The 22071-nt window shown below is 69.0% G+C and carries 16 protein-coding genes; 5 read left to right on the forward strand and 11 right to left on the reverse strand.

The window, feature by feature from the left end:
* Window positions 1-77: 77 nt before the first annotated feature.
* The 10 genes from AB0M73_RS08090 to AB0M73_RS08135 all read right to left on the reverse strand — a co-directional run bounded on the left by AB0M73_RS08090 (window position 78) and on the right by AB0M73_RS08135 (window position 13072).
* Window positions 78-842 (reverse strand): cyclase family protein, encoded by a 765-nt coding sequence (locus tag AB0M73_RS08090; RefSeq protein ID WP_363888395.1) that lies wholly within the window; start codon window positions 840-842, stop codon window positions 78-80.
* Window positions 839-1774: a branched-chain-amino-acid transaminase gene (ilvE, locus tag AB0M73_RS08095; protein ID WP_363888397.1), complete on the reverse strand. Its 936-nt coding sequence runs from the start codon at window positions 1772-1774 to the stop codon at window positions 839-841. Before ilvE ends, AB0M73_RS08090 begins: the two co-directional genes overlap by 4 nt.
* Window positions 1771-3366 (reverse strand): FAD-dependent monooxygenase, encoded by a 1596-nt coding sequence (locus tag AB0M73_RS08100; RefSeq protein ID WP_363888400.1) that lies wholly within the window; start codon window positions 3364-3366, stop codon window positions 1771-1773. The genes ilvE and AB0M73_RS08100 overlap by 4 nt, the downstream gene beginning before the upstream one ends.
* Window positions 3363-4613, reverse strand: a complete 1251-nt coding sequence (locus AB0M73_RS08105; protein ID WP_363888402.1) for a hypothetical protein — start codon at window positions 4611-4613, stop codon at window positions 3363-3365. The genes AB0M73_RS08100 and AB0M73_RS08105 overlap by 4 nt, the downstream gene beginning before the upstream one ends.
* Window positions 4600-5691 (reverse strand): aminotransferase class V-fold PLP-dependent enzyme, encoded by a 1092-nt coding sequence (locus AB0M73_RS08110; RefSeq protein WP_363888404.1) that lies wholly within the window; start codon window positions 5689-5691, stop codon window positions 4600-4602. Before AB0M73_RS08110 ends, AB0M73_RS08105 begins: the two co-directional genes overlap by 14 nt.
* Entirely contained in the window at window positions 5688-6425 is a 738-nt protein-coding gene (locus AB0M73_RS08115; protein ID WP_363888406.1) for a tryptophan 2,3-dioxygenase family protein, read from the reverse strand. The genes AB0M73_RS08110 and AB0M73_RS08115 overlap by 4 nt, the downstream gene beginning before the upstream one ends.
* On the reverse strand, window positions 6422-7666 hold the full coding sequence (locus AB0M73_RS08120) for a hypothetical protein (RefSeq protein WP_363888409.1): 1245 nt from the start codon (window positions 7664-7666) through the stop codon (window positions 6422-6424). Before AB0M73_RS08120 ends, AB0M73_RS08115 begins: the two co-directional genes overlap by 4 nt.
* 12 nt (window positions 7667-7678) lie before the next feature.
* Window positions 7679-8992, reverse strand: coding sequence for a hypothetical protein (locus AB0M73_RS08125; RefSeq protein ID WP_363888411.1), 1314 nt, complete (start codon window positions 8990-8992; stop codon window positions 7679-7681).
* A 608-nt stretch (window positions 8993-9600) separates the two neighbouring features.
* Window positions 9601-10986: a sugar porter family MFS transporter gene (locus AB0M73_RS08130; protein WP_363888414.1), complete on the reverse strand. Its 1386-nt coding sequence runs from the start codon at window positions 10984-10986 to the stop codon at window positions 9601-9603.
* A 199-nt stretch (window positions 10987-11185) separates the two neighbouring features.
* Window positions 11186-13072, reverse strand: coding sequence for an RICIN domain-containing protein (locus AB0M73_RS08135; RefSeq protein ID WP_363888417.1), 1887 nt, complete (start codon window positions 13070-13072; stop codon window positions 11186-11188).
* 235 nt (window positions 13073-13307) lie between these two features.
* Between AB0M73_RS08135 and AB0M73_RS08140 the strand changes: the two genes are divergently transcribed.
* From AB0M73_RS08140 to AB0M73_RS08160, 5 genes are all read left to right on the forward strand, one after another.
* Window positions 13308-14123, forward strand: a complete 816-nt coding sequence (locus tag AB0M73_RS08140) for an alpha/beta hydrolase (protein WP_363888419.1) — start codon at window positions 13308-13310, stop codon at window positions 14121-14123.
* Window positions 14120-15349, forward strand: coding sequence for a SpoIIE family protein phosphatase (locus AB0M73_RS08145; protein ID WP_363888421.1), 1230 nt, complete (start codon window positions 14120-14122; stop codon window positions 15347-15349). The genes AB0M73_RS08140 and AB0M73_RS08145 overlap by 4 nt, the downstream gene beginning before the upstream one ends.
* Complete coding sequence (locus AB0M73_RS08150; protein WP_363888424.1) at window positions 15346-15675, forward strand: STAS domain-containing protein; 330 nt, start codon at window positions 15346-15348, stop codon at window positions 15673-15675. The genes AB0M73_RS08145 and AB0M73_RS08150 overlap by 4 nt, the downstream gene beginning before the upstream one ends.
* 79 nt (window positions 15676-15754) lie before the next feature.
* Complete coding sequence (locus AB0M73_RS08155) at window positions 15755-18160, forward strand: glycoside hydrolase family 172 protein (RefSeq protein ID WP_363888427.1); 2406 nt, start codon at window positions 15755-15757, stop codon at window positions 18158-18160.
* 94 nt (window positions 18161-18254) lie between these two features.
* Window positions 18255-20555 carry an Orn/Lys/Arg decarboxylase N-terminal domain-containing protein gene (locus AB0M73_RS08160; RefSeq protein WP_363888430.1) on the forward strand — a complete coding sequence of 767 codons (2301 nt, stop codon included), beginning with the start codon at window positions 18255-18257 and terminating at the stop codon, window positions 20553-20555.
* Here AB0M73_RS08160 and AB0M73_RS08165 read toward each other — a convergent pair.
* On the reverse strand, window positions 20536-21996 hold the full coding sequence (locus tag AB0M73_RS08165; RefSeq protein ID WP_363888432.1) for an alpha/beta fold hydrolase: 1461 nt from the start codon (window positions 21994-21996) through the stop codon (window positions 20536-20538). The two genes, AB0M73_RS08160 and AB0M73_RS08165, sit on opposite strands and share 20 nt — an antisense overlap.
* Window positions 21997-22071 lie beyond the last annotated feature (75 nt).

Genomic DNA, 22071 nt, shown 5'->3' on the forward strand with positions numbered 1-22071 from the left:
CCTTCGGTCACGTGAATTCCAGTATCGGGAAGTGCGCCGGCCGTTCCCGGCGGACTTGACGTTGTACGGACCGGATCTCACGGACGGGTGACGAGGGCGAGCACCCTGGTCGGGCTGCCGGAGCCGCCGACGATCGGCAGCGGCGACGTGATGACCACCGCGCCGGTCGGCGGCAGCAGCGCGAGATTGCGCAGCTGCGTCAGGCCGTACTTGCCGGCCCCGTGCAGGAACCAGTGGCACGGGAACGGCTGCTCGAACTCGCCGGCCAGCCCGGCGTCGGTGCCGACGGTCTCCACGCCGAGACCGATCACCGGCGTCTCCGACGCCAGCCACCGCGCGCAGTCCGCCGACACGCCCGGGGTATGCCGGCCGTTGATGAACGCCTTGGCGTCGCCGCCACGGGCGTCCCACCCGGTCCGATACAGCAGCCAGCCGCCGTCGGGCAGCGGGCCGTGCTCATTGATCCACGCCTTGACGTGTTCCCGCCGCAGCAGGAAGTCCGGGTCTTGGGCCACCTCGTGCGACAGGTCGATCACCGCCGCCGGCGCGACCAGCCGACCCGGCGGAACCTGCGAGACGTCCTGGGTTCCCTTGCCGGACAGCCAGTGCGACGGCGCGTCGAAGTGGGTGCCGGTGTGCTCGGACAGCCTGATGTTGTTCCAGTGCACGGTCGGGCCCGCGGCGTCGAACTCGCTGATCACCTCGCGGGAGAACGGCCATGGCTGGCCGCGGTCGGCCGGCAGGTCGATGATCGGCGTGTCCTCGGACAGCGGCGCGGTCAGGTCGATCACCTCGACCGCACCGGTGCCCAAGGCGGTCAACAGGTCGGCGAGCACGGTCATGCCGACACCTCCTGTCGGGCGGGCACGAGCGTGCTCCACTCGGGATGGTCGCTGCGGCCCCGGGCGACGTCGTCGTAGTGGTTCTGCAACAGGGCGGTGATCGGGCCGCGTCGGCCGCTGCCCACGGGGGTTCGGTCGACGCTGGTGATGGGCAGCAGTTCGGCCAGCGTGCCGCAGAGGAAGACCTCGTCGGCCACGTACAGCTCGGTGCGGTCGATCTCGCGGCGGTGCAAGGAAAGTCCGAGCCTCTCCTCGGCCAGGCGGGCCACGGTGTCGACGGTGATGCCCTCCAGCACGCCGCTGGTGCCCGGCGGCGTGACGAGCACGCCGTCGCGGACCATCACCACGCATGCGCCCGGCGCCTCGGCCACGGTGCCACGCTGGTTCAGCAGCAGCGTTGTGTCGTAACCATTGCGCACGGCTTCGTGCTGGGCCAGCCGGCTGTTGTGGTAGTTGGCGCCGGTCTTGATCCGTGGCGGCATGGAGTCGTCGCTGATCCGCCGCCACGAAGCGATGCTCGCAGCGGCACCGACTTCGTGCTTGGGGGAGCGCGGCATCGGCAGTGCGGTGATGTGCACGCCGGTGGAAGTGGTGTAGGCCAGCGGGTCGAAGTTCGGGCCCTGGTCGAAGTAGGCCACCACGCAGAGATGCGTGTCGACCGTGAGGTCGTTGGCCCGCACCAGGTCCAGGCATGCCCGCTTGAGCTCGGCGTCGCTGTGGGCGATCTCCATGTGCAGGCTCTTCATCGAGCGCCGCAGCCGGGCCAGGTGATCGTCCAGGCGGAACGCCCGCATGGCGCCGTCATCGGCGTAGGCCCGGACGCCCTCGAAGACGTTGGCGCCCCAGAAGGCGCCCTGGCTGCGGGCGTGCACGACGCACTCGTCCCACCGGACCAGACGGCCGTTCTGCCAGGCGTAATCGGGGGCGGTCATGCGGGGGATCCCTTCACGAGTGTGCGGTCGACGCCGGCGGAGAATCGTAGGGCCGCGGCGAAATCCTCGCCCTTGGTGCCACGGGCGGCGAGATGTCCATCCGGTCGTACGACCCACCAGGCGCCGCCGACCGTGCCGTATCGGGCGAGCGAGGCGGCGTCGGACGATCGAACGACCCGCGCGTCGGCGGGAACGCCGTCCGTCGGTGCACCCTCGGGCATCACCACGATCAGGTCACACGAGCTGGAACGGGCCTGCTGCAACAACTCGGCGGCGCGACGGCCGGTGGTGGCGAAGCACAGTGCGACAAAGCGGTGCCCGAGCAGCCGCCGCAGCCGCAACGGCTCCTCGACGATCGGCAGGTCCGGCGCGAACGACCCCAGCAGGGAGTCGTCGGCCGGCTGAACGATGGGCGAGCAGGTGTAGACGTACGGCTCGGCCATGCGCCCGCTGTTGACGTGCTTCTGGGCCAGCCCCAGCGAATGTGACAGTCCCAACAACGCGGCCCGGGCCCAGCGGCGAAGGCGGTTGGGCGGCACCATGAACCGGATGGTGGCCTCGGTGACCCGCAGGTTCTCGCGAGCCGCCGCGTATCGCTCGACGTGGTAGGACTCCAGCAACTCCTCGCCGGCTTCTCCATTGTGGATGGACGCGAGCTTCCAGGCCAGGTTGTCGGCGTCCTGGATGCCGCTGTTCATGCCGCGGGAACCGTACGGGGGCAGGGAATGCGCGGCGTCGCCGGCGAACAGCACCCGCCCGACCCGCAGGCGCGCCACGACCCGCTGGTGGAACCGATAGGTGCTGACCCAGTCGATCTCGTACGGGATGTCGCCGATCACCGCGCGCACCCGCTGGTCGAAGCGGCCGTCCAGGCGCTCGGCCTCGATGTCGGCGTCCGGCGGCAGCTGCCAGTCGATGCGCCAGATGTCGTTGGGCTGCGGGTGCATCACCAGCTGCCGGCCGGGATTGAAGGACGGGTCGTAGTGGAAGTGGCGTTCCTTGGCCAGCGGCAGCTTCGCCTTGATGTCGGTGATCAGGAACCGGTCCTTGTGCGTGTAGCCGGTCCAGTCCACCTGCATCAGCTCACGCATCTTGCTGCGCACGCCGTCGGCCGCGACGAGGTGGGCGAACCGCAGATCCCGCTCGCCGTCAGGGGTGTCGACCCGTACGGTCACGCCGTCTGAGTCCTGTGCCACCTCGACAACCTCGTGCCCCCAACGCAGATCGCACAGCGGGTTGGCCTCGGCGGCCTCGACCAACACCTGCTCGATGCGGTGCTGCGAGATGTTCACGAACGGGCCGAACCCGAGGCCGCGCGGGTACTCGGCGGAGCGGATGACCCGGTTGCGCACGTAGGTGTGCGCCACGGTCCACGTCACGCCTTCGTCTCGAATCGTTTCGGCACAACCGAACTTGTCCAGGATCTCCAGCACGTCGCCCTGGATCAGGCAGGCCTTGGAGCCCTGCTTGAGCAGCTCGGGCCTGGCTTCCAGCAGCACGGTCGGCACCCCGAACCGGGCCAGCCGCAGCGCCGCGACCAGGCCGACCGGGCCTGCCCCGACGATGCCGACGGGTGCGTCGAAATCAGTCATCGGGTCCTCGCAGTCTCGTCGGTCTCCTCGTCGGCCACGTCAACGGCATGGAACACCGGAATGGTCCGCACGGCCTTCAGATACGGCGTGCCCTCCGTGTATCCGGTGCCGGACGCCTCGCCGAGCATGCGCACAGCCAACCGGTAGTGGGTGTTGCGCCATCGCATCAGCGCGCGGGCGAAGCTCTTCATGCCCTCGGCGATCCGTTCGCGATCCTGCTTGCTGACGCCGGAATCGCACAGCTCACGGAAGGCACAGTCCAAAGTGTCCTGTCCGGCCAGCACGCGCTCCCGCACGTCCGGCGCGGAGTGGAAGGCGGCCGAGTCGACGCGGTCGGGGTCGGGCGCCCGGCACAGCGACTCGACAAGCTTGTAGTTGCGGGACTGGATCGCGCTCGCGCCTTCGGTGAACTCGCGGAAGGTGCGGAACGACTCGACCTGCATGGTGGCCAGCATGGAGAACAGCGGCGCGGACTCCCGCAGCGCGTTCTCGGCCGTGGCCAGGAAATGGGCGGCCCGGTCGATCTCGCGGTCGGCCAGCGCGGCCGTCACGCCGCGAAGCAGCACGGCCAGCAGGGAGAACGTCGTCTCGAACGTCTGGAGCACACGCAGGAACAGGTACTCGTCGTGTGCGGTGTAGACCGGCAGCACGCTCAGCTCCTGCGCCCGTTCCTCGCTGAACGACATGTCCGCCTGTACGACGGAACACGCCTGCCGCGCCAGCTCAAGCGGCTCGGTGGCGGTGAGGCCGCCGTCGAGAGACATCCGGGCCAGCACGGGTCGGATCACGCGCAGGCCGTGCTTGCAGCGCTTGACGACCAGGTCCGGATCGGGTCGCATCTCCGGCAGCAGCGCGGTCGCGCCCTCGGCGGCGGCGACCTCGAACGCCAGCGCGTCGGCCACCAGTTGCGCGATCAGTCGGTCGCACCGTGAACGGGCGAACGGCGCCTGCTCCACCGGGTCGTCCACAGTGGGCAGTTGCAGCAGGGCGAGGGCGAGGTAGGTCGGGTAGTCGTAGCGCTGGTCCGGCTTGTCCAGCGCGGTGTCCAGAAAGGACGCAAGGGTCTGGATGTGCTCCCAGGGACCGTGCATGGACGGCAGCCGGTCGCGGACCTCGGCCAGCAGGGACAGCAGCTCGGGGCGCACGAAGTGCTTGCCGACACGGCGGTAGTGGCCGACGACGGCGGCGTAGGGGAACTTCTTGGGGTCGGATTCGTGGAGCCAGGTGCGTAACTCAGCCGTGGACATGGTTCTGTCGCTCGATTCGGGAAAGTGCCGCGCAGAGCGCGTCGATGTCGTCGCTGTTGCTGTGGTGGTGGAACGACAGGCGCACGACGTCGCCACGGGGACTGACCGCGATGTCGTGCTCTGTCAACCGCTTCGCGAGGCCGACGGGATCGGCGTCGACCAGCCCGATGTGCGCGCCTCGCCGATCGCGGGGCAGGGCCCGGACCGTGTGGCCCATCGCGGTCAGGCGATCGACGGCCACGTCGGTGAGCCCGAGGACGTGCTCGCGGACGGCGGTGAGGTCGGTCCGGGCGATCAGCCGCAACCCGGCGTTGGCCGCGTAGACGGCCGGCACGGCGGGGGTGCCCGTCTCGAACCTCGTTGCCGTGGAGGCGAAATCCAGCCGCCGCGGGTCGAAGGCGAACGGGTCGGTCCGGCCGAACCAACCGGTCAGCTGCGGATCACGATCGGTGCGCTCGGGGGAGCGCGCGTAGAGGAAGGCGAGGCCCGGCAGGCCCAGCAGGTACTTCATGGTGCCGGCGACGAGGTAGTCGCAGCCCAGCCGGTCGACGTCGACGGGTTCGGTGCCCACGGCCTGGTAGGCGTCGACGAACACCTCCGCGCCGGCCTCATGGGCGCGCTGGACGACGTCGGCGACGGGCAGCCGCTCGCTGTACTGGTACCCGGTCATGGGCGTCGACACGAGCCGCGTGTCGGCGTCGATCTCGCCGCCGAACACGACTTCCGCGCCGCGCGGGCGTTGCGCCAACCAGACGTGGGCCACGGACGGGAATTCCAGGTCTGTGGTCACGATCTTCGATCGCCGAGCGAAGTCCATTGTGGAGGCGACCTGGTAGGCCCCGACGGAGGCGTTGGGCACCACGGCGATCTGCTCCGGCCGAGCGCCGACCAGGGCCGCGAAGCCGTGCCGGGCCTGGCGCAGCTGGTCCTCGAAGCGGTCCCAGGACATGTCGGCCCGCATCTGCTCCAGCGCGGCGTCCACGTCCACCGACCGCGCGCCGAGGCTGCAACTAGCCAGGTGGACCTTGGTGCCCAGCACGGGAAAGTGGGTCCGGAAGGCGGCAGGGGACAGGCTCACGACGACGTCCCGAGGTGATACCGACCCATCGGGCCGGTCTCGGTCAGCTCGGTGCGCAGCCGCCACAGCTCTGGGAAGAACCGGTCCTCGATCAGCCGGGCCAGCACGTCGGTGCGGGTGCCCTGGGTGCCGAAGACCTCGTTGCCGATGACCCGGGTGAGCATCTTGTAGTGCCGCACCCGCCACAGCGACACCCGCTCGTCGAACTCGATCATCGCCTCGGCCAGCCGGTGCTCGGGGCTGTGCACCTGGCTGCGGTACAGCTCGGCCAGGTCGACCCCCTCGGCGGCCACGTACTCGGCGAACACGCGGCCGAGCGCGTTGCCCTGCCGGTGGATCGAACGCCAGCCGGGGGAGTCCGCGCCGGAGCCGTGCCCGAGCACGGTCCGCATGGTCTGGAAGTCCCATGGCGACAGGTGGTGCATCATCTCCAGCTGTTCGGTCACCAGCACGAGGCCGAGCGAGGCCCGGGTCAGCAGGGCGACCGTGGCGTCGAGGTCACGGGCACGGAGCCGGTCGGTCGCGGTGACGAGCTCGGCGTGGGCGAGCTTGAGCCACAGCTCGGTGGACTGGTGCACCACCTGGAACAGCAGCTCGTCGCGGTGCACGACCTCCTCGGGCCGCCGCTGCAACGACAGCAGCGTGCCCGTGTGCATGTAGCGCTCGTAGTCGTTGCCGCCGTCGCCGTCGAGGATCTGCTCCGAGTAGTCCCGCAGGACCTGGTCGTTGTTCATCGGGCACCCACCCGCTCGACCGGTTCCGCGCTGACCCGGAAGCCTTTCGCCGTCGCCTCCAGGGCTTCGGCCACCTCGGCGCTCGACCGGCCACGGAAGCGGAACCGGCCGCCCACGTGCTCGTAGTAGGCATCGGCCTCAGGCAGGATCTCGCCGACGCCGAGCAGCGCCTCCGCGTACGGCCCGGGCTGGCCGCCGACCATCGATGTCACCTCGGTGATCCGGCACGGGCGAGCCGCGGGCGCCGGGATCAGCAGCCAGCCGCCGACCTCGACAACACGTGTTGTCGGGGGTAGCTGGGGCTCAAGGCCCAGCTGGAGGTCGAAGGCGGCGCGCATGAGGTCGTAACCGTGCAGGTCACGCCAGATGAACGGGATCTCCGAGCCGCCGGCCCGGGCCCCGACCTCCAGGAAGGTGCAGGTCTCGCCGTCGAAGAACACTTCGAGGTGCAGGGGCGTAGGCCGGTCGGTGAGGGCACGGAGGAAGTCGGTGGCGGCGGCGCGAACCGCGCCGATCACCACAGGGTCGTCCACCTCGACCGAGCCGAGGAAGGAGCCCTCGCGGAAGCCCAGGCAGGTGTTGACGTAGCGAGAAACCCGCAGGCAGGCCAGATCCGTGCCGGTGAACACGCCGTCCACGTGGTGGATCGGGTGCGGATTGAACGCCTGCACCAACATCGGCTCGTCGGTGAGCTCGAACGAGGCCAGCGCCGCCGGACCGTCCAGCACCACGACGCCGGCGCTGGAGCTGCCGATGCGGGGCTTGATCACGACCGGCCAGCCATGGATGTCGGCGAAGTCGAGCACCGACTCCGGCCCGGTCACCGTGGCGAACGCGGGGATGGGCAGCCCGGCGGCCGCGATGGCCTGGCCCATCAGGAACTTGTCGCGGAACCTCAGCAGATCGGCCGGCCGGTGTCCCGGCACGCCCCACTCCTCGCGCAGCTGGGCGCCGACGAGCAGGTCGTCCTCCTTCAATGCCACGATGCGGTGCGGCGGGCCGTACTTCGAAACGAGTTCGGCCAATGCCGCGCGGGCCTGCGGCAAATCGTCGGTGGCGTCGACGAGTGCGATGTCGGTCGCGGCCGGCGGCACCGAACTGAGGCCGATCTCGGTGCTGACGTAGGTGACCCGATGCGTCGAATGGTCGAGATAGCGGTGGTAGTCGGCGTAGTGCTCACGCCACCGGTTGATGACGACGACGTGCGGGCGCGCGTCATCGCCCCCCGTTGCTCTGGTCATGTCAGGATCCGTTCAGGAAGTTCTGGTTGTGAAGACGCAGGTCCCGCGGGTGCCGCTATTCGAATACGACACCACGGCCCCGTCGGCGGGCTTGAGCGCCCGCACGAATCCGCCGGCATAACCGGCGGGGTCGACAAAAATCCCCCAGTTCGCCACCCATTCCTCGATGGCATTGGTCTCGGCGTTCAGCACCGGCTCGGTCCTCGGCCGGACCCGGCGCTGCACCACGTGGTCGCCGGTCCGGCGCTCGGCCAGGGCCCGCTGCCACTGCTCGTCGGTGACGGAATGCCCGACCACGGTGCCGACGCCGCCGTAGCCGACGCCCGGCTTGAGTACGAGGTTGCGGCGCTCGTCCCGGCAGTGCTGGACCAGTTCGTCCTGGTCAGCGGCGGTGCCGAGCAGTCGCGTCCATGGCACGACCCGGTCGACGACGGCGTGCTCGTCGGGCGTGAAGGTGGCGCGGACGTCCGGGTCGTGCAGCATCGCCAGGCTGCCCTTGCTCGCGTGCACCCCTGCCCCCAATGACGTGAACAACACGGTCTTGGGGGCGGCGATCAGGAGGTCCAGCTTTTCCTGGCCGGCCGGGTCGTCGACGAGCTCGCCGGCGACGAAGTAGCGCAGCACGACGTCGAGCGGCCGGCCCCGCAGCGTGATGTGGCCGTTCCGCTCGCCGAGCTCGTCGATCTCACCCAGCAACAGGTCGATTCCCTGATCCCGCAACGCTTCCCGCAGCGCGGTGAACACGTGGGCGTGGGCGGCGAGACCGTTGGTGCTCTCGATCAGCGCGACCACCGGCTTGTCGACGAGGGCGGCGGCGCGCAAAGCTGTGGCGACACGGGGAATCGTGTCGACGTGGCCGAGTTCGTGCCGCCGGGCGAAGTCGGCGAACTCGGGCCGGGCCAGGAAGGCGCGGTTGAGCTGCGCGGTGTCGAGGCCGCCGAGTTCGCTGCCGATGTTGAGTTCCAGCAGCTTGAACGAGGTGCCGTCGTGGTAGGCGTCGGCCCGGGCGTACAGCGGTGGCGCGCCGGTGGCGCCGCGGCACATCAGCTCGGCCAGCCGGTCGTCCATGCCCAGCGCGGCGCAGTAGCGGCGGAGATCGCCGTCGAACAGCCGGCCGGGCAGCGAAACCAGAATGTCGAAGACGGCGGCGAGATCGGCGGCGAAATCGCCGATCTCCCGTTCGGGAACAAACAGCGGGCGATCGAGCTGGACCGTGCCGTAAGAAGCGGCATAAGCCTCGGGAAGGCGGAGCTCACGCGCGGTTTCGCGGAGCGGCTTCGACGCCGAGGATTCGGCTAGGTAATGTTTGGTGACGGCGTTCGGCACTGTTGGTGACCCCCTGCTGGTGAATGGTGAATGCGGAGGGTGAGCAATTGCTGTTTCGCTCACGGTGTGAAGTCTACGTTGACGAGGATTGGCGTTTGTCGGCCGACTTGACGGAGTCCAGCCAGCCTTCTTCGACCCGCGTCACGTCCTGTCCACACCCAAGTCCTGGGCGTGGTCGACCGCTACCACCAGCTGGGCTGGTACTGGACTGTCGCGTACCCGTATGTGCGGCTGCACCAGCCGTCGTCCTTCTACGACGTGGGATCGACGGAGCTGGGCAGCGGCCGGATCGACGACGTCGGCTGGAACAAGGGCCTGTGCGAGCTGGCCTCCGCCGGTGAGCTTTCCGGACCCGGTACGTCGACTGCACGGCCGACCGCCTGGCCGAACCCCTTGCTGCGCTCGTCGGCGGGGCCGGGCATCATCGACTGGCTGGTGCCGACCCGGCTGATGCCTCCGTTCAGCGACCCGGCCGCCGTCCAGACCCAGCTGATGCCCCGTTCAGCGACCTGGCCGCCGTCCAGACCCTGCTGGAGCGGTCCCGCCGCTGGCCCGGGTGGAGATCGGGTGGCCCGCGTCCCGCCACCAAGGCTGCCGATGGGGCGGACTCAGTGGCCGTACACGAGATCGTTGCCGATGTCCTCCAGGCTGCGGCCCTTGGTCTCCGGCATCAGTTTGGACACGAACAGGAAGGCCAGTCCGGTCATCACCGCGAAGAACAGGAAGTTCAGCCCGGCCCCGAACGTCGCCAGCAGCGACGGGAAGGCCAGCGCCACCACCAGGTTGAACAGCCAGTTGAACACCACGCACAGGCCGACCGCGCCGGCGCGGACCCTGAGCGGGAACAACTCCGGCAGCGCCACCCACTGCACCGGGCCCCATGAGATGGAGAACGACGCGATGTAGCCGACGATGCCGACCAACGTCAGCGTCAGCAGCAGCGGACCGGTGCTGAGGCCGGACAGGTTGACCACGGCCAACAGGATCATCGCCACGCACATGCCCAGGGCGCCCCACAGCAGCAGCGGCCGCCGGCCGGCCACGTCGATCAGCCGCATCGCGGGCAGCGTCATGAGCATGTTCACCGCGCCGATGCCGACATTGGCCAGAATCGCCCCGGACGCCCCGAAACCGACGTTGGTCAGCAGGGTCGGCGCGTAGTAGATGATCGTGTTGATGCCGACGAAGTTCTGGAAGAACACCAGCAGCATGCCGACGACGAAGATCGGCCGCAGCCGGCCGGTGGTCAGCATGCGCAGCCGCAGAGGTTCGGTCTGCTCGGCTTCCCTGCGCACGCTTTCCTTGATCTCACTGAGTTCCGCCGCCGCGGCCTCCTTGTCGCCCCGCAGGGACAACAGGACCTTCTCGGCGTCGTCGCTGTCCTTGTGGTGCACCGCCAGCCAGCGTGGACTCTCCGGCTGGGTGTAGATGCCGAACATCAGCAGCACGGCCGGAATCACACCGAGGCCGATCATCCAGCGCCAGTCGCCGCCGGACGAAAACGCGAAGTCGACGATGTAGGCCAACAGAATGCCCACGGTCACCAGCAGCTGCATCAGCGAGGTGAGCTTTCCCCGCACCTCCTTGGGCGCCAGCTCCGACAGATACATCGGCACCACAACGGAAGCGACACCGACGCCGACACCCATGACGAAGCGAAAGCCCACCAGGAACGTGGCGTTCCCGGACAGCGCCGCGCCCAGCGTGCCCAGCACGAACACAGCGCCGCTGCCCAGGATCATTCTGCGTCGGCCCCACGAGTCGGCCAGCCGGCCCGCCAGCCCCGCGCCCAGCATGGAGCCGGCCAGCAGGCCGGACACGACAAGGCCCTGGTCGAGCGGGCTCAGCGGGATGTCCTTGTCGATGTACAGCAAGGCGCCGGAGATCACGCCGGTGTCATAGCCCCACAGAATGCCGCCCAGCGCGCCGAAAAACCAGATTCCGTAGTTCCGCGCTGCGGTACGCCGTGGCGTCGGTGCCGTGGCAGAGGTCATCATCACACCATAGGGCCGCCGCACAAGTGAGGCATCTTCAGGAGAACGGCATTCGGGCAGGCCCATTTCCGGCAACAGAGTGAACATCGGTAGGTAAGTGCAGAGCCGTTCTCCTGTCATCGCCCCGAAACGGGCACAGGTCGGTCACGCGAGAGCGGGCATTCGGGCGCGCGACCCAAAGCGGCGCGCGCCCGAACGGTCACTGGGCCGTCAACTGGAACGACTGCGCCGGCCCACCGCTGCACGTCCACTGCTGGAGCAGGGCGCCGTCCGTTGTGGACTGATCCCGCACGTCCAGGCACTTGTTGCTGTTCCGTGCGACGAACCGGTAGCTCCCGCCGCCCTGGTCCACCGCCTGCCACTGCTGGTTGGAGCCGCCGACATAACTCCACAGCTGCACCTGAGCGCCGTCAGCGGTCGCCGAGGACCCGCCGGACACATCCCAGCTCAGGTTGGTCGCATTGCGGTTGACGACCTGGTAGTAACCGTCGCCGGTGGACCGGAACTGCCACTGCTGGTTGGTGGCCGCGGTGCAGGTCCACTGCTGCAGCGCGGTGCCGTTGGCCGTGCCGCGGTTGGCGTCGTCCAGGCACTTGCTGCTGTTCTGGTTGGTCACCGAGTACCACTTGGACGAGTCGATCGGGCCGGTGGGCGGCGGGGTGGTGCCACCGGAGCCGTTCCAGGTGAAGGTGGCCATCGAGCCGGCGGGCATGCTGTAGCCGAACGACTGGCCGCCGTAGGAGACCTGGAAGTTCTGCGTGCCGCCGGAGTTCACCGCGACCAGCGCGATCGAGCCGTCCGGGTTGCGGAAGGCCACGTTCTCGATGCCGCCCTGGTTCTGCGCGGTGGAGTTGATCCGCACCGCCCCGGGCTTGACGAACTTGGCCAGGTGGCCCAGCACGTAGTAGTCGGCGTTGTAGGTGACGGTGCCGCCGTTGACCGTGACCAGGCCCATGCAGTTGCCGCAGGAGCCGATGACCGGACCGTGGTTGTTGTCCAGCGCCATGTTCCACAGGCTGACGCTGCGGGCCCAGTTGCGGGTGGCGCCGACGGCCAGGTTGCGGCCCTGCCACAGCAGCGAGTCGGCGAAGGTGTTGCCCGACTCGGTGCCGGAGCACTCCGTGAAGAAGATGTCCTTGTTCGGGTACTGGTTGTGCACGCCGGTCTGCGCGCTGGGGTCGCCGCCGTAGCAGTGCCAGGCCGAGCCGACGGTGTTGTTGCCGGTCTGGGACAGCACCTGCGTCGCGTAGCCGGGGTTGTCCCAGTTGTGGTCCCAGGCCAGGATCTTCGTGCCCAGCCCGGCCGCGGACAGCTTGGGCGCCAGCGTGTTGATGATCCGGCTCTGCTGGGCGGCGTCCATCAGCATGCCCGGGTAGCCGCCGGGCTGGTTCTGCGGCTCGTTCTGCACGGCCAGGTACTGCACCGGAACGCCGGCCGACTGGTAGGCCTGCACCGACTTGACCAGGTAGTCGGCGAAGGTGCTCTCGTAGTTGGTGGACAGCGAGCCGCCGACCAGGTTGTTGTTGGTCTTCATCCACCCCGGCGCGCTCCACGGCACGACCATCACCGAGGTCGCCGGGTTGAGCTGCCTGGCCTGCGTGACCAGCGGCAGGATGTAGGACTGGTCATGGCTGACCGAGAACCGCGACAGGCCGGGATCGGCCGAGCCGTCGTCGTAGCTGTAGAAGTTGCGCGAGAAGTCGCTCGCGCCAAGGGGCTGGCGCAGCCAGTCCAGGCCGGCGCCGCTGGTCGGGCTGAACAGCGCGGTCATGATGCTGTTGCGGGCCGGGGAGTTGTAGATGTTCCAGGCCGCGGAGTCGGTCAGCGAGGCCCCGAAGCCGACCATGGACTGGTAGGTGGTGTTCGGGTCGACGGTGATCACTGCACCGCTGCCCGGCGTCCCGAACGGCACGGATGCCTTCTGGGTCAACAGGTTTGACCGGTCGGGCGTGGTCAGCCACACGTTGGCCGAGGTTGCCGCGAACGCCGACGGCGCCTGGGCCACCGCGTAGACGGCCCCCGAGGCCACCAGGGCCGCGGCGGCGCAGGTCGCCAGCACTCTGCGGCGGGATTCGGTGGAGGTCATGCAGGGACACCCTCCTCGTGAAACAAATGTAACATATCTGTAACAGGGTTTAGGAAGTGCAGCACTGGTTGTTGGAGATGTCAAGAAAGACTGGTGCGCAACGAAACAATGCGTCGGGCAATGGCGTAACAAATGAAACAACGAGGCATTTCGGGTCCGGGTCGCGGTCCCTCGACTCGGCCGGACGGCCCAGACGCACGGCGGTCGGGCCGGGCCGGTGCCATACTCGGTGATCATGGGTATACGCGGCAGGAACCACGTCACGGTCGGTGGTCGTAGCGAGGGTCCGGTGCTGATGTTCGCGCACGGCTTCGGCTGCGACCAGAACATGTGGCGGCTGGTGACGCCGGACTTCGCCGAGGACCACCGCATCGTTCTGTTCGACTACGTCGGCGCCGGCCGCTCGGACCTCGGCGCCTGGCGACCCGAGCGGTACGCCACCCTCGGCGGCTACGCCGACGACGTCCTGGAGATCTGCGACGAGCTCGACCTGCGCGACGTGGTGTTCGTGGGGCACTCGGTCAGCGCGATGATCGGCGTGCTGGCGGCGGCCCGCGAACCGTCCCGCTTCGCCGCGCTGGCGATGGTCGGCCCCTCGCCGCGCTATATCGACGACGACGGCTACACCGGCGGGTTCAGCGCGGCCGACATCGACGAGCTGCTCGATTCGTTGGACAGCAACTATCTGGGCTGGTCGGCGGCGATGGCGCCGGCGATCATGGGCAACCCGGACCGCCCAGCGCTCGGCGAGGAGCTCACCAACAGCTTCTGCCGCACCGACCCGGCCATCGCCCGACACTTCGCCCACGTCACGTTCACCGGCGACAACCGGTCCGACCTGGCCGGCGTGACCGTGCCGACGCTGATCATGCAGTGCCGCGAGGACCTGATCGCCCCGCTGGCCGTCGGCGAGTACGTGCACCGGGCCATTCCGGGCAGCGAGATGGTCGTGCTGGAGGCCACCGGGCACTGCCCGCACCTGAGCGCGCCGGAGCAGACGGCCAAGGCGCTACGCGCTTTTCTCGAGACGCTGCCCGCGAGCCGCGCATGATGAGCCCCACCCACGACGAATCCGTCGGTGGCCCAACAGAGGACGACAACCGCCCGTCATTCTCCGCGCTCCTGGAGGACGACGCGGCCGACCTGTACGACAACGCCCCCTGTGGCTACCTGTCCACGTTGCTGGACGGGGAGATCGCCAAGATCAATGCGACGCTGCTGGACTGGCTGGGCTACGCTCGCGAGGATCTGGTGGGCCGCAAGCGTTTCACCGACCTGCTCACCGTCGGCGGCCGGCTCTACCACGAGACCCACTTCGCGCCGCTGCTGCGCATGCAGGGGCAGGCGCGGGAGATCGCGCTGGAACTGGTGGCCGCCGACGGCCGGCGGTTGCCCGTCCTGGTCAACTCCACGGTCAAGACCGGCGCGGACGGGGCGCCGCTGCTGATCCGCAGCACGGTCTTCGACGCCCGCCAACGCCGTGCCTACGAGCGGGAGCTGCTGCGGGCCCGCGAGGCCGCCGAGCAGGAATGCGCCCGGTGGCAGCGGCTGAGCGAAACGCTCCAGCGGACCCTGCTGCCGCCGATTCTGCCGGCAGTGCCGGGGCTGGAGGTCGCGGCGCACTACCACGCCGCGTCGTACGAGCACATCGGCGGCGATTTCTACGACCTGTTTCCCTTGGCGGGCAACCGATGGGCGTTCTTCCTCGGTGACGTCTGCGGCAAGGGGCCCGAGGCCGCCGTCGTCACGTCGCTGACGCGGTACACCCTGCGGGCGGCCGCCGTCTACGACCCCGATCCCGTCGCCGTGCTGTCCAACCTCAACAGCGTTGTGCTGCAACAGGGCCACGCCGCCGATGCCCGGTACTGCACGGTCGTGTTCGGGCTGCTCGTGCCGGACGGCGACGGCTTCACGCTGACCGTCGCCAGCGGCGGCCACCCGCCGGCCCTGGTGGCGCGGGCCGACGGGCGGATCGAGATGCTGCACACGCCAGGCGGTCAGCTGATCGGCATCCTGCCCGATGCGACCATTGCCGTCGCGTCAACGCGTCTGGCCCCAGGGGAGTCCGTGCTGCTGTACACCGACGGCCTCACCGAGGCTCGTGATTTCGACGGAGCCCAGTTGGGCGATGAGCATCTTGCCCAGCTGGCCGACGGCTTCGTCGGCCGTGGCGCCGTCGAGATCGTGTCGTCCCTGGCGACGATGCTCGACGGCCTCGGCGACCGGCTCACCGACGACACCGCCCTGTTGGCGCTGACCGTCCGGGCCGAGTCGTGAGCGGATTGGCCATCACCACGCGCTCCAGCCCGCGCAGGCACATTCTCAGCCTGCACGGCGATCTGGACATGGCCACCGCGCTCGAGTTGCGCGAGGCGTGCCAGGGTCTGACCTTCACGGCGGGCCAGGAGTTGGTGCTGGACCTGTCCGACCTCGGGTTCTGCGACTCCAGCGGCGTTTCGGCATTCGTCGTGAGCAGCCGATTGGTCGAGTCCTTCGGCGCCACGTTCGCCATCGCCGCGCCGCCCATGCAGCTCACCAGGGTGTTCGCGATGATCGGTCTGAGCGATTTCTTCACCCTGTACGACTCGGTCGACGGCTTGTAGAAACACGAAAGCCGTCGGCGTGGACAGCGCGTGTCCTCGGCTGGTTGACTCGGGATTCCGTGCGGCGGAGGGGGACCCGGTGATCGGTAGGGTGTTGTGCGCGTTAGGCCTGGCGGCGATGCTCACCTCGCCGGTGTCGGCCCGTCCGATGTCCATTGTGGATAACGGTCCGGTCGGTTGGGACGTCTACCGCCACATGGATGCCCTGGGGCTGCCGCAGGACGGGGCGCGCAGCCGTCAGTTCTCCAGCTTCGACCGGACCGGCGGCAATGACGACGGGTTCAACGGCACCTACTCCTGCCTGCGCACGACGGCCGACGGCTGCGTGATCGCGGAGCGTTCCGGGGCCGGTGAGCTGTCGTCGATCTGGTTCACGCGCGACTACGGCGTGGTGGCCAAGACCGGCCGGATCAAGGTGGAGCTCGACGGGAAGACCGTGCTCAACGCCCCGCTTCAGGACGTGGTGGACGGCAAAGTGGGGGCGCCGTTCGTGTGGCCGCTGGTCGGCAACGGCGACGACACCGCGGGCGGTTCCGTGATCAAGGTGCCGATGCCGTACCGGCAGTCGATGCGCGTGACCACCGAACAGAATCCGCTCTTCTACCACGTGGACTACCGCACGTTCGCCGATCCCGCCGGTGTGAGCACGTTCGATCCCGGCGACCGGGCGCAGGACGTGATCGACAAGCTGCGGGCGTTCGGATTGCGCGATCCCAAGGGATCCGCGGCCGGCGCGAGCACCGTGACGGCGTCGGCCGATGCCCTTCCCGGCGGGACGACGACCTTGGCCCAGCTCACCGGCCCGGGCCGAATCACGCAGCTGCGCCTGCGGTTGCCGCAGTTGGCGCGCAGTCCGCGGGTCGGCGACGACGGCCGTGCCTTCGGCGCCGGCGGGCACAGTGCCTTTGCGGTGGCGATCGACCCCGCCAACTCGGGTGTGCGGTTGACCCGCCGCTACGACCCGGGGATCGGCAGTCAGCGCGCCAATCTCGTGGTCGACGGGCAGTCGGTGGGGCAGTGGTCCAACGGGGCCGCGGTGCCCGGTGGGATGTGGGCCGAGCAGGCGATCGAGCTGCCGGCGGCGTTGACGGCGGGGAAGTCGTTGCTGCACGTGGAGAACGATTTCGTGTCGTCCTCCGTGGACGTCAACGAGTTCCGGTACGACGTGCACAGCGAGGTCGGCGCCGACTGGAACCGCACGGACGTGGTCGACCTCGGTCCCGGTCATCCCGGCGAGGAACAGGCCCACGGCTACCAGATCACCGCGCCGACCTGGCAGGGCAGCCGGGTGTTCCGCTACGGCGTGCCCGCCGGTCAGGTCGACGCCACGAACTCCGTGCTGTCCAACGCCCGGCTGCGCATCGCCTTCGACGGTCGGACCACTGTGGACGCTCCGTTGGGCGAGTTCTTCGGCTCCGGGCTCGGGGAGTTCGACACCCGCACCCTGATGTCCTCGATCGACGCCACTCCCGGCGGCTGGTTGACCGCGTGGTGGCCGATGCCGTTCTCCAGCACCGCGACCGTGCAGCTCGTCAACGGCAGTGGTGCGGCGATCGCCGGCGCCACGGCGGAGGTCACCTCCGCACCGGGCGGCAGTGCCCAGGATCCCTTTCACGCCACCCACATCGCCTCGACCACGGTCGACGGGACGGACTTTCCGTTCATGGACGTGCGTGGCCACGGCGTGTTCTACGGCGTCACCCACACCATGCGAGGGCTGATCCCGACCGGCAACCAGCGGGCCTACCTCGAAGGCGACGAGCGGGCCTACGTGGACGGCTCGGCCAGTCCGGCCTGGCACGGCACGGGCACCGAGGACTTCTACGAGTCCGGCTGGTACTTCCGCGACGGTACCACCTACGCGATGCCGCTGGTCGGCAACCCCGCCTACCAGACCGCCGGCGACGGCTGCCAGTACGACTGCACGGGCACATATCGTCTGTTGCTGCCCGATTCCGTGCCCTTCGACACCGGTCTGAGGTTCGGTATCGAGCACGGGCCGGCCAACGACGCCGCGGCGGCCTACAGCTCCACCGCCTACTGGTACGGCGACGGCAATGCCACCGCGACACAGTCCGATGTGGTCGATCCGGCTGACGCCGGAAGCCGTGCCGCGCATGGATATCAGGCCGTCGGCGAAACCCGGGCATCGCTGACCTCCACCTTCGAGGGCAGCGCCCAGCCGGTGACCGGGACCGTCACGGCGGCGACCGGTCCGATCAGCTTCACCGCGCATGCCTCCGGGGCATTTCGCCTGGTGCGCACCGGTGACCAGGCATCGGGGTACCAGAGCGCCACCGTGTTCGTGAACGGCCGGCTGATCGGCGCCTGGGTGGAACCCTTGGCCAACAAGAGTTCCCGTTGGCTGACCGACTCCTTCGAGGTGCCGGGATCGTACCCGTCGACCGTGACGATCCGGCTGGAGCCGACCGCCGGTGCGTGGTCGGCGTCGAAGTACCAAGTGGTGGCTGCTCCGATCGGCTGACAGTCGATTCATCCTTCCGGACGATCGACGCTGCGGCCGAACGACCTCTATACCTGGATGGCGAGTTCCGGCCGCACCGGGAGGAGAGCCCGCCTTGTCCGGATCGACGATTCTGCTGGCGCTCAACGACATCTCGCCGGGGTCGGTGACGGCCGACCAGCTGGCGCGGATCTGCGAGCACCTGGCCGGCGACGGGCACGGCGTGATCCGTGCCGGCACCGACGAGGACGCGCTGGCCCTCGTGCAGAGCCGGGCCGACCTGACCGCCGCCCTGGTGAGCTGGGACCTCCAGGACGCCGACGGCGTCCTGGAACGGCCGGCCGAGGCGGTGCTGACCGTGCTGATGGCCCGCTTCACCCGGTTGCCGGTGTTCCTGGTGACCACGGCGGCGTCGGTGGACGACCTGCCGCTGTGGGTGTCCGAGGCGGTCTGCGGCTACGTGTGGCTGCTGGAGGACACGCCCGGCTTCATCGCCGGGCGGGTCGGCGTCGCCGCGCGGCGGTACCGGGATGACCTGCTGCCGCCGTTCTTCCGTGAGCTTCGGCGTTTCGACGACACCCACGAGTACTCCTGGCACACTCCCGCGCACGCCGGGGGAGTGGCGTTCCTGAAGTCGCCGGTGGGGCGGACGTTGTTCGACTACTACGGGGAGCGGCTGTTCCGCACCGATCTGTCGATCTCCGTGGCCGAACTGGGTTCCCTGTTCGAGCACACCGGTCCGATCGGGGACGCCGAGCGCAACGCCGCCCGGATCTTCGGCGCCGACCTGACGTATTTCGTGCTGCATGGGGATTCCACCGCCGACCGCATCGCGCTGCACGCCAGCATCGCCGCCGACGAGCTCGTGCTCGTGGACCGCAACTGCCACAAGGCGATCTACCACGGCCTGACCCTCACCGGCGGCCGTCCCGCCTACCTTGTGCCCACCCGCAACGGCTACGGGTTGATGGGCCCGATCCCGCCCGCGGCCCTGAATCGCTCCGCCGTCGCGGACCTGTTGCAGGACAATCCGCTTGCGGCCGGGGCGGCGGATCCGTCGGCCGTGTACGCCGTGATCACCAACTCCACCTACGACGGCCTGTGCTACGACGCTGTTCGGCTTTCCGCGCTGTTGGGCGAAAGTGTGCCTCGGCTGCACCTCGACGAGGCGTGGTTCGCCTACGCCCGCTTCCATCCGCTCTATGCCCGTCGATACGGCATGTCCGTGGACGCTTCCACCGTTCCCGACGCCGTCCGGCCGACCGTGTTGACCACCCAGTCCACGCACAAACTGCTCGCGGCGATGTCGCAGAGCGCCATGCTGCACGTGAAGAACTCGCCCCGGTCGCCGGTGGACCACCGGCAGTTCAACGAGACGTTCATGATGCACGCCACCACGTCGCCGATGTATCCCATGATCGCCGGGCTCGACGTCGCCGCCGCCATGATGGACGGCGCCGGCGGCCAGTGGCTGTCCGACGAGGCCGTCACCGAGGCCATCCGCTTCCGTCAGGCCGTCGCCCGCATCGGCCGCCGCATCGCCGTCGCCGGCGACCGGCCCCCGTGGTTCTTCGGCACCTGGCAGCCACCGGAAGTGAGTGATCCTCGCAGCGGTCAGTGTTACGACTTCGCCGACGCCCCGGTGGACCTGCTGCGGACCGAGCCTTCGTGCTGGACCCTCGACCCCGGCGCCTCGTGGCACGGGTTCCCGGGGCTGGAGGAGGGTTACTGCCTGCTCGATCCGATCAAGGTCAGCGTCACCTGTCCCGGCACCGACGCCAGGGGCACGGCCGGCGACACCGGCATCCCGGCCAAGATCCTCACCGCCTACCTGGAGACGCGGCGCATCGTCGTCGAGAAGACCGACGCCTACACGTGTCTGATCCTGTTCTCGATGGGCATCACCAAGGGCAAGTGGGGCACTCTGCTCGACGGTCTGCTGGACTTCAAGTCTCTGTACGACACCGGAACCGCGCTTGCCGACGTCCTTCCCGCCCTGGTCAAGGAGTTCCCGTCGCGTTATGGCCGGCTCACCCTCCGTCAGCTCTGCGACGAGATGCATGCCCAGCTCCGCTCCAGTTCGCTGATTCCGTTGCTGGACGAGGCTTTCACCCATCCTCCTCGACCCGTTCTCACGCCCGCCCAGACCTACCAGCGTCTTCTCCGTGGTGGCACGGAGCTTGTCCGCCTGGCCGAGCTCGCCGACCGCACCGTGGCCACCCAGGTCGTCACCACTCCGCCCGGCATTCCCGTCCTCATGCCCGGCGAGAACGCCGGTCACGAGGACGAGCCCACCCTGCGCTACCTGCGCGCCCTGGAGTCCTTCGACCGCCGCTTCCCCGGCTTTCCCAGCGAAACCCATGGCGTGCACCGCGGTTCCGCCGGCGACTACTGGATCACCTGCCTGCGCCAGTAGCATCGAGCGGCTGACCGACGTGGTTCATCATCTCGGCCGGGCACGTGGCGCCGGCGGCCGGCAGTGTGCCGTCGGTGAGGTAGCGGATGACGTAGCCGTTGAGACAAGTGTTGCCGTGTAGGAAATAGGCGGCGTGGCCGTCGCCGTGCCAGATGGCCCGGGCCCCGGGAAGCTGCGTGGTGACGTGGGCGGCGCCGAGGTTGGGGGCGTTGCTGTCGAGCTCGCCGATCGCGACGAGCGCCGGTGCCATTCCGGTGGCCTTGAGCGGTGCCGGTGGATAGGACGGTGCGAGGGAGAGGCCGACGCAGCGGCCCAGTTCGAGGCGGCCCTCCGCCCAGCCGATGTGCGGGGCCACCGTCTTGAGCCGCTGCTCGATCGGGAGGAACTGGTGGTAGCTGGGCACGTCGGGCATGTAGTCGTGGCACAGCGTCTCGTCGAGCAGGTAGCCCTGGGGCTCCGGCGGCAGGGGAGCGATGGTGGTCAGGAAGTCGCCCGGGTCGCCGGCTTTGGCCTTGGCCAGTGTCTGGGCGAGCTTGGGCCAGGTCGGTGGCGTGAGCAGGCTGTTGAGCATGCCGACGTCGAGTTGGCCCACCGGCAGCGGTGCCTTGGCCACCAGGTCGTCCCAGATCCGCACGGCGTCCTGACCGTGGAGGGCACAGGAGGTGCGGGCGTCGCACCAGTCGCGGAACCGGAACAGCTGCTGTTCCTGGGTCACGGCGCGATCGCGCAGCCAGTCCTCCAGCTGGGGCTGCGTGTGGTCGGGAACGCCGTCGAGGAACATGCTCTGGACGTGATCCGGGAACAGGTCGGCGTAGGCCTGACCGTAGGTGGCGCCGTAGGAGTTGCCGATATAGCGCAGCTTCGGCTCGCCCAGGGCCGTTCGCAGGGCCTCGATGTCGTGCGCGGTCTGCCATGACGTGAGACCGTCGAACAGGGGGCCGGCGGCCTGTCGGCAACTGGCGTCGTAGGCGGCGTTGGCTCGTGCGTGCGCGTCCCAGTCGGCCTGGCCCGTTGCCTTGACGAGGTCGAAGGCCGACGGCTCGGGGCGTGGGCACGGCACGAGGGTGTGGTTGTCGGTCTGTCCGACGCCGCGTGAGTCGATGACCACGACGTCGAAGTGCTGGGTGAGGTCGTCGTACACCGGTGGCAGCGGGGTCGTGTGAACGGTCGAGGTGCTGCTTCCGCTGCCCCAGTTGACGATCAGGGAGCCAAGGCGATGGGTCGGATCCTTGGCCGGGACCTCCGCCAGGTTGATCAGCGTCGCCGGCCCGCCGGGACGCCGCCAGTCGACCGGCACAGTCATGGTGGCGCAGCGAACCCCGGCGCCACAGTCCCGCCAGTCCACAGCGGACTGATCGGCGCTCGCCACGCCACAACCGGCCAGCAGGAACCCGGCGGCCACCGTGGTGGCGATTCGTAGTCGTGCTCGGTTCAGGTTCATGGGGCGATTGTGTTGTCGGTGAATGGCCCTTGTCGTCCTGCTCGGGTGGGTCATCCTCGGGAAGGACGTGCCCTC

This window comes from Kutzneria sp. NPDC051319, from assembly GCF_040682195.1.
GTDB lineage: Bacteria > Actinomycetota > Actinomycetes > Mycobacteriales > Pseudonocardiaceae > Kutzneria.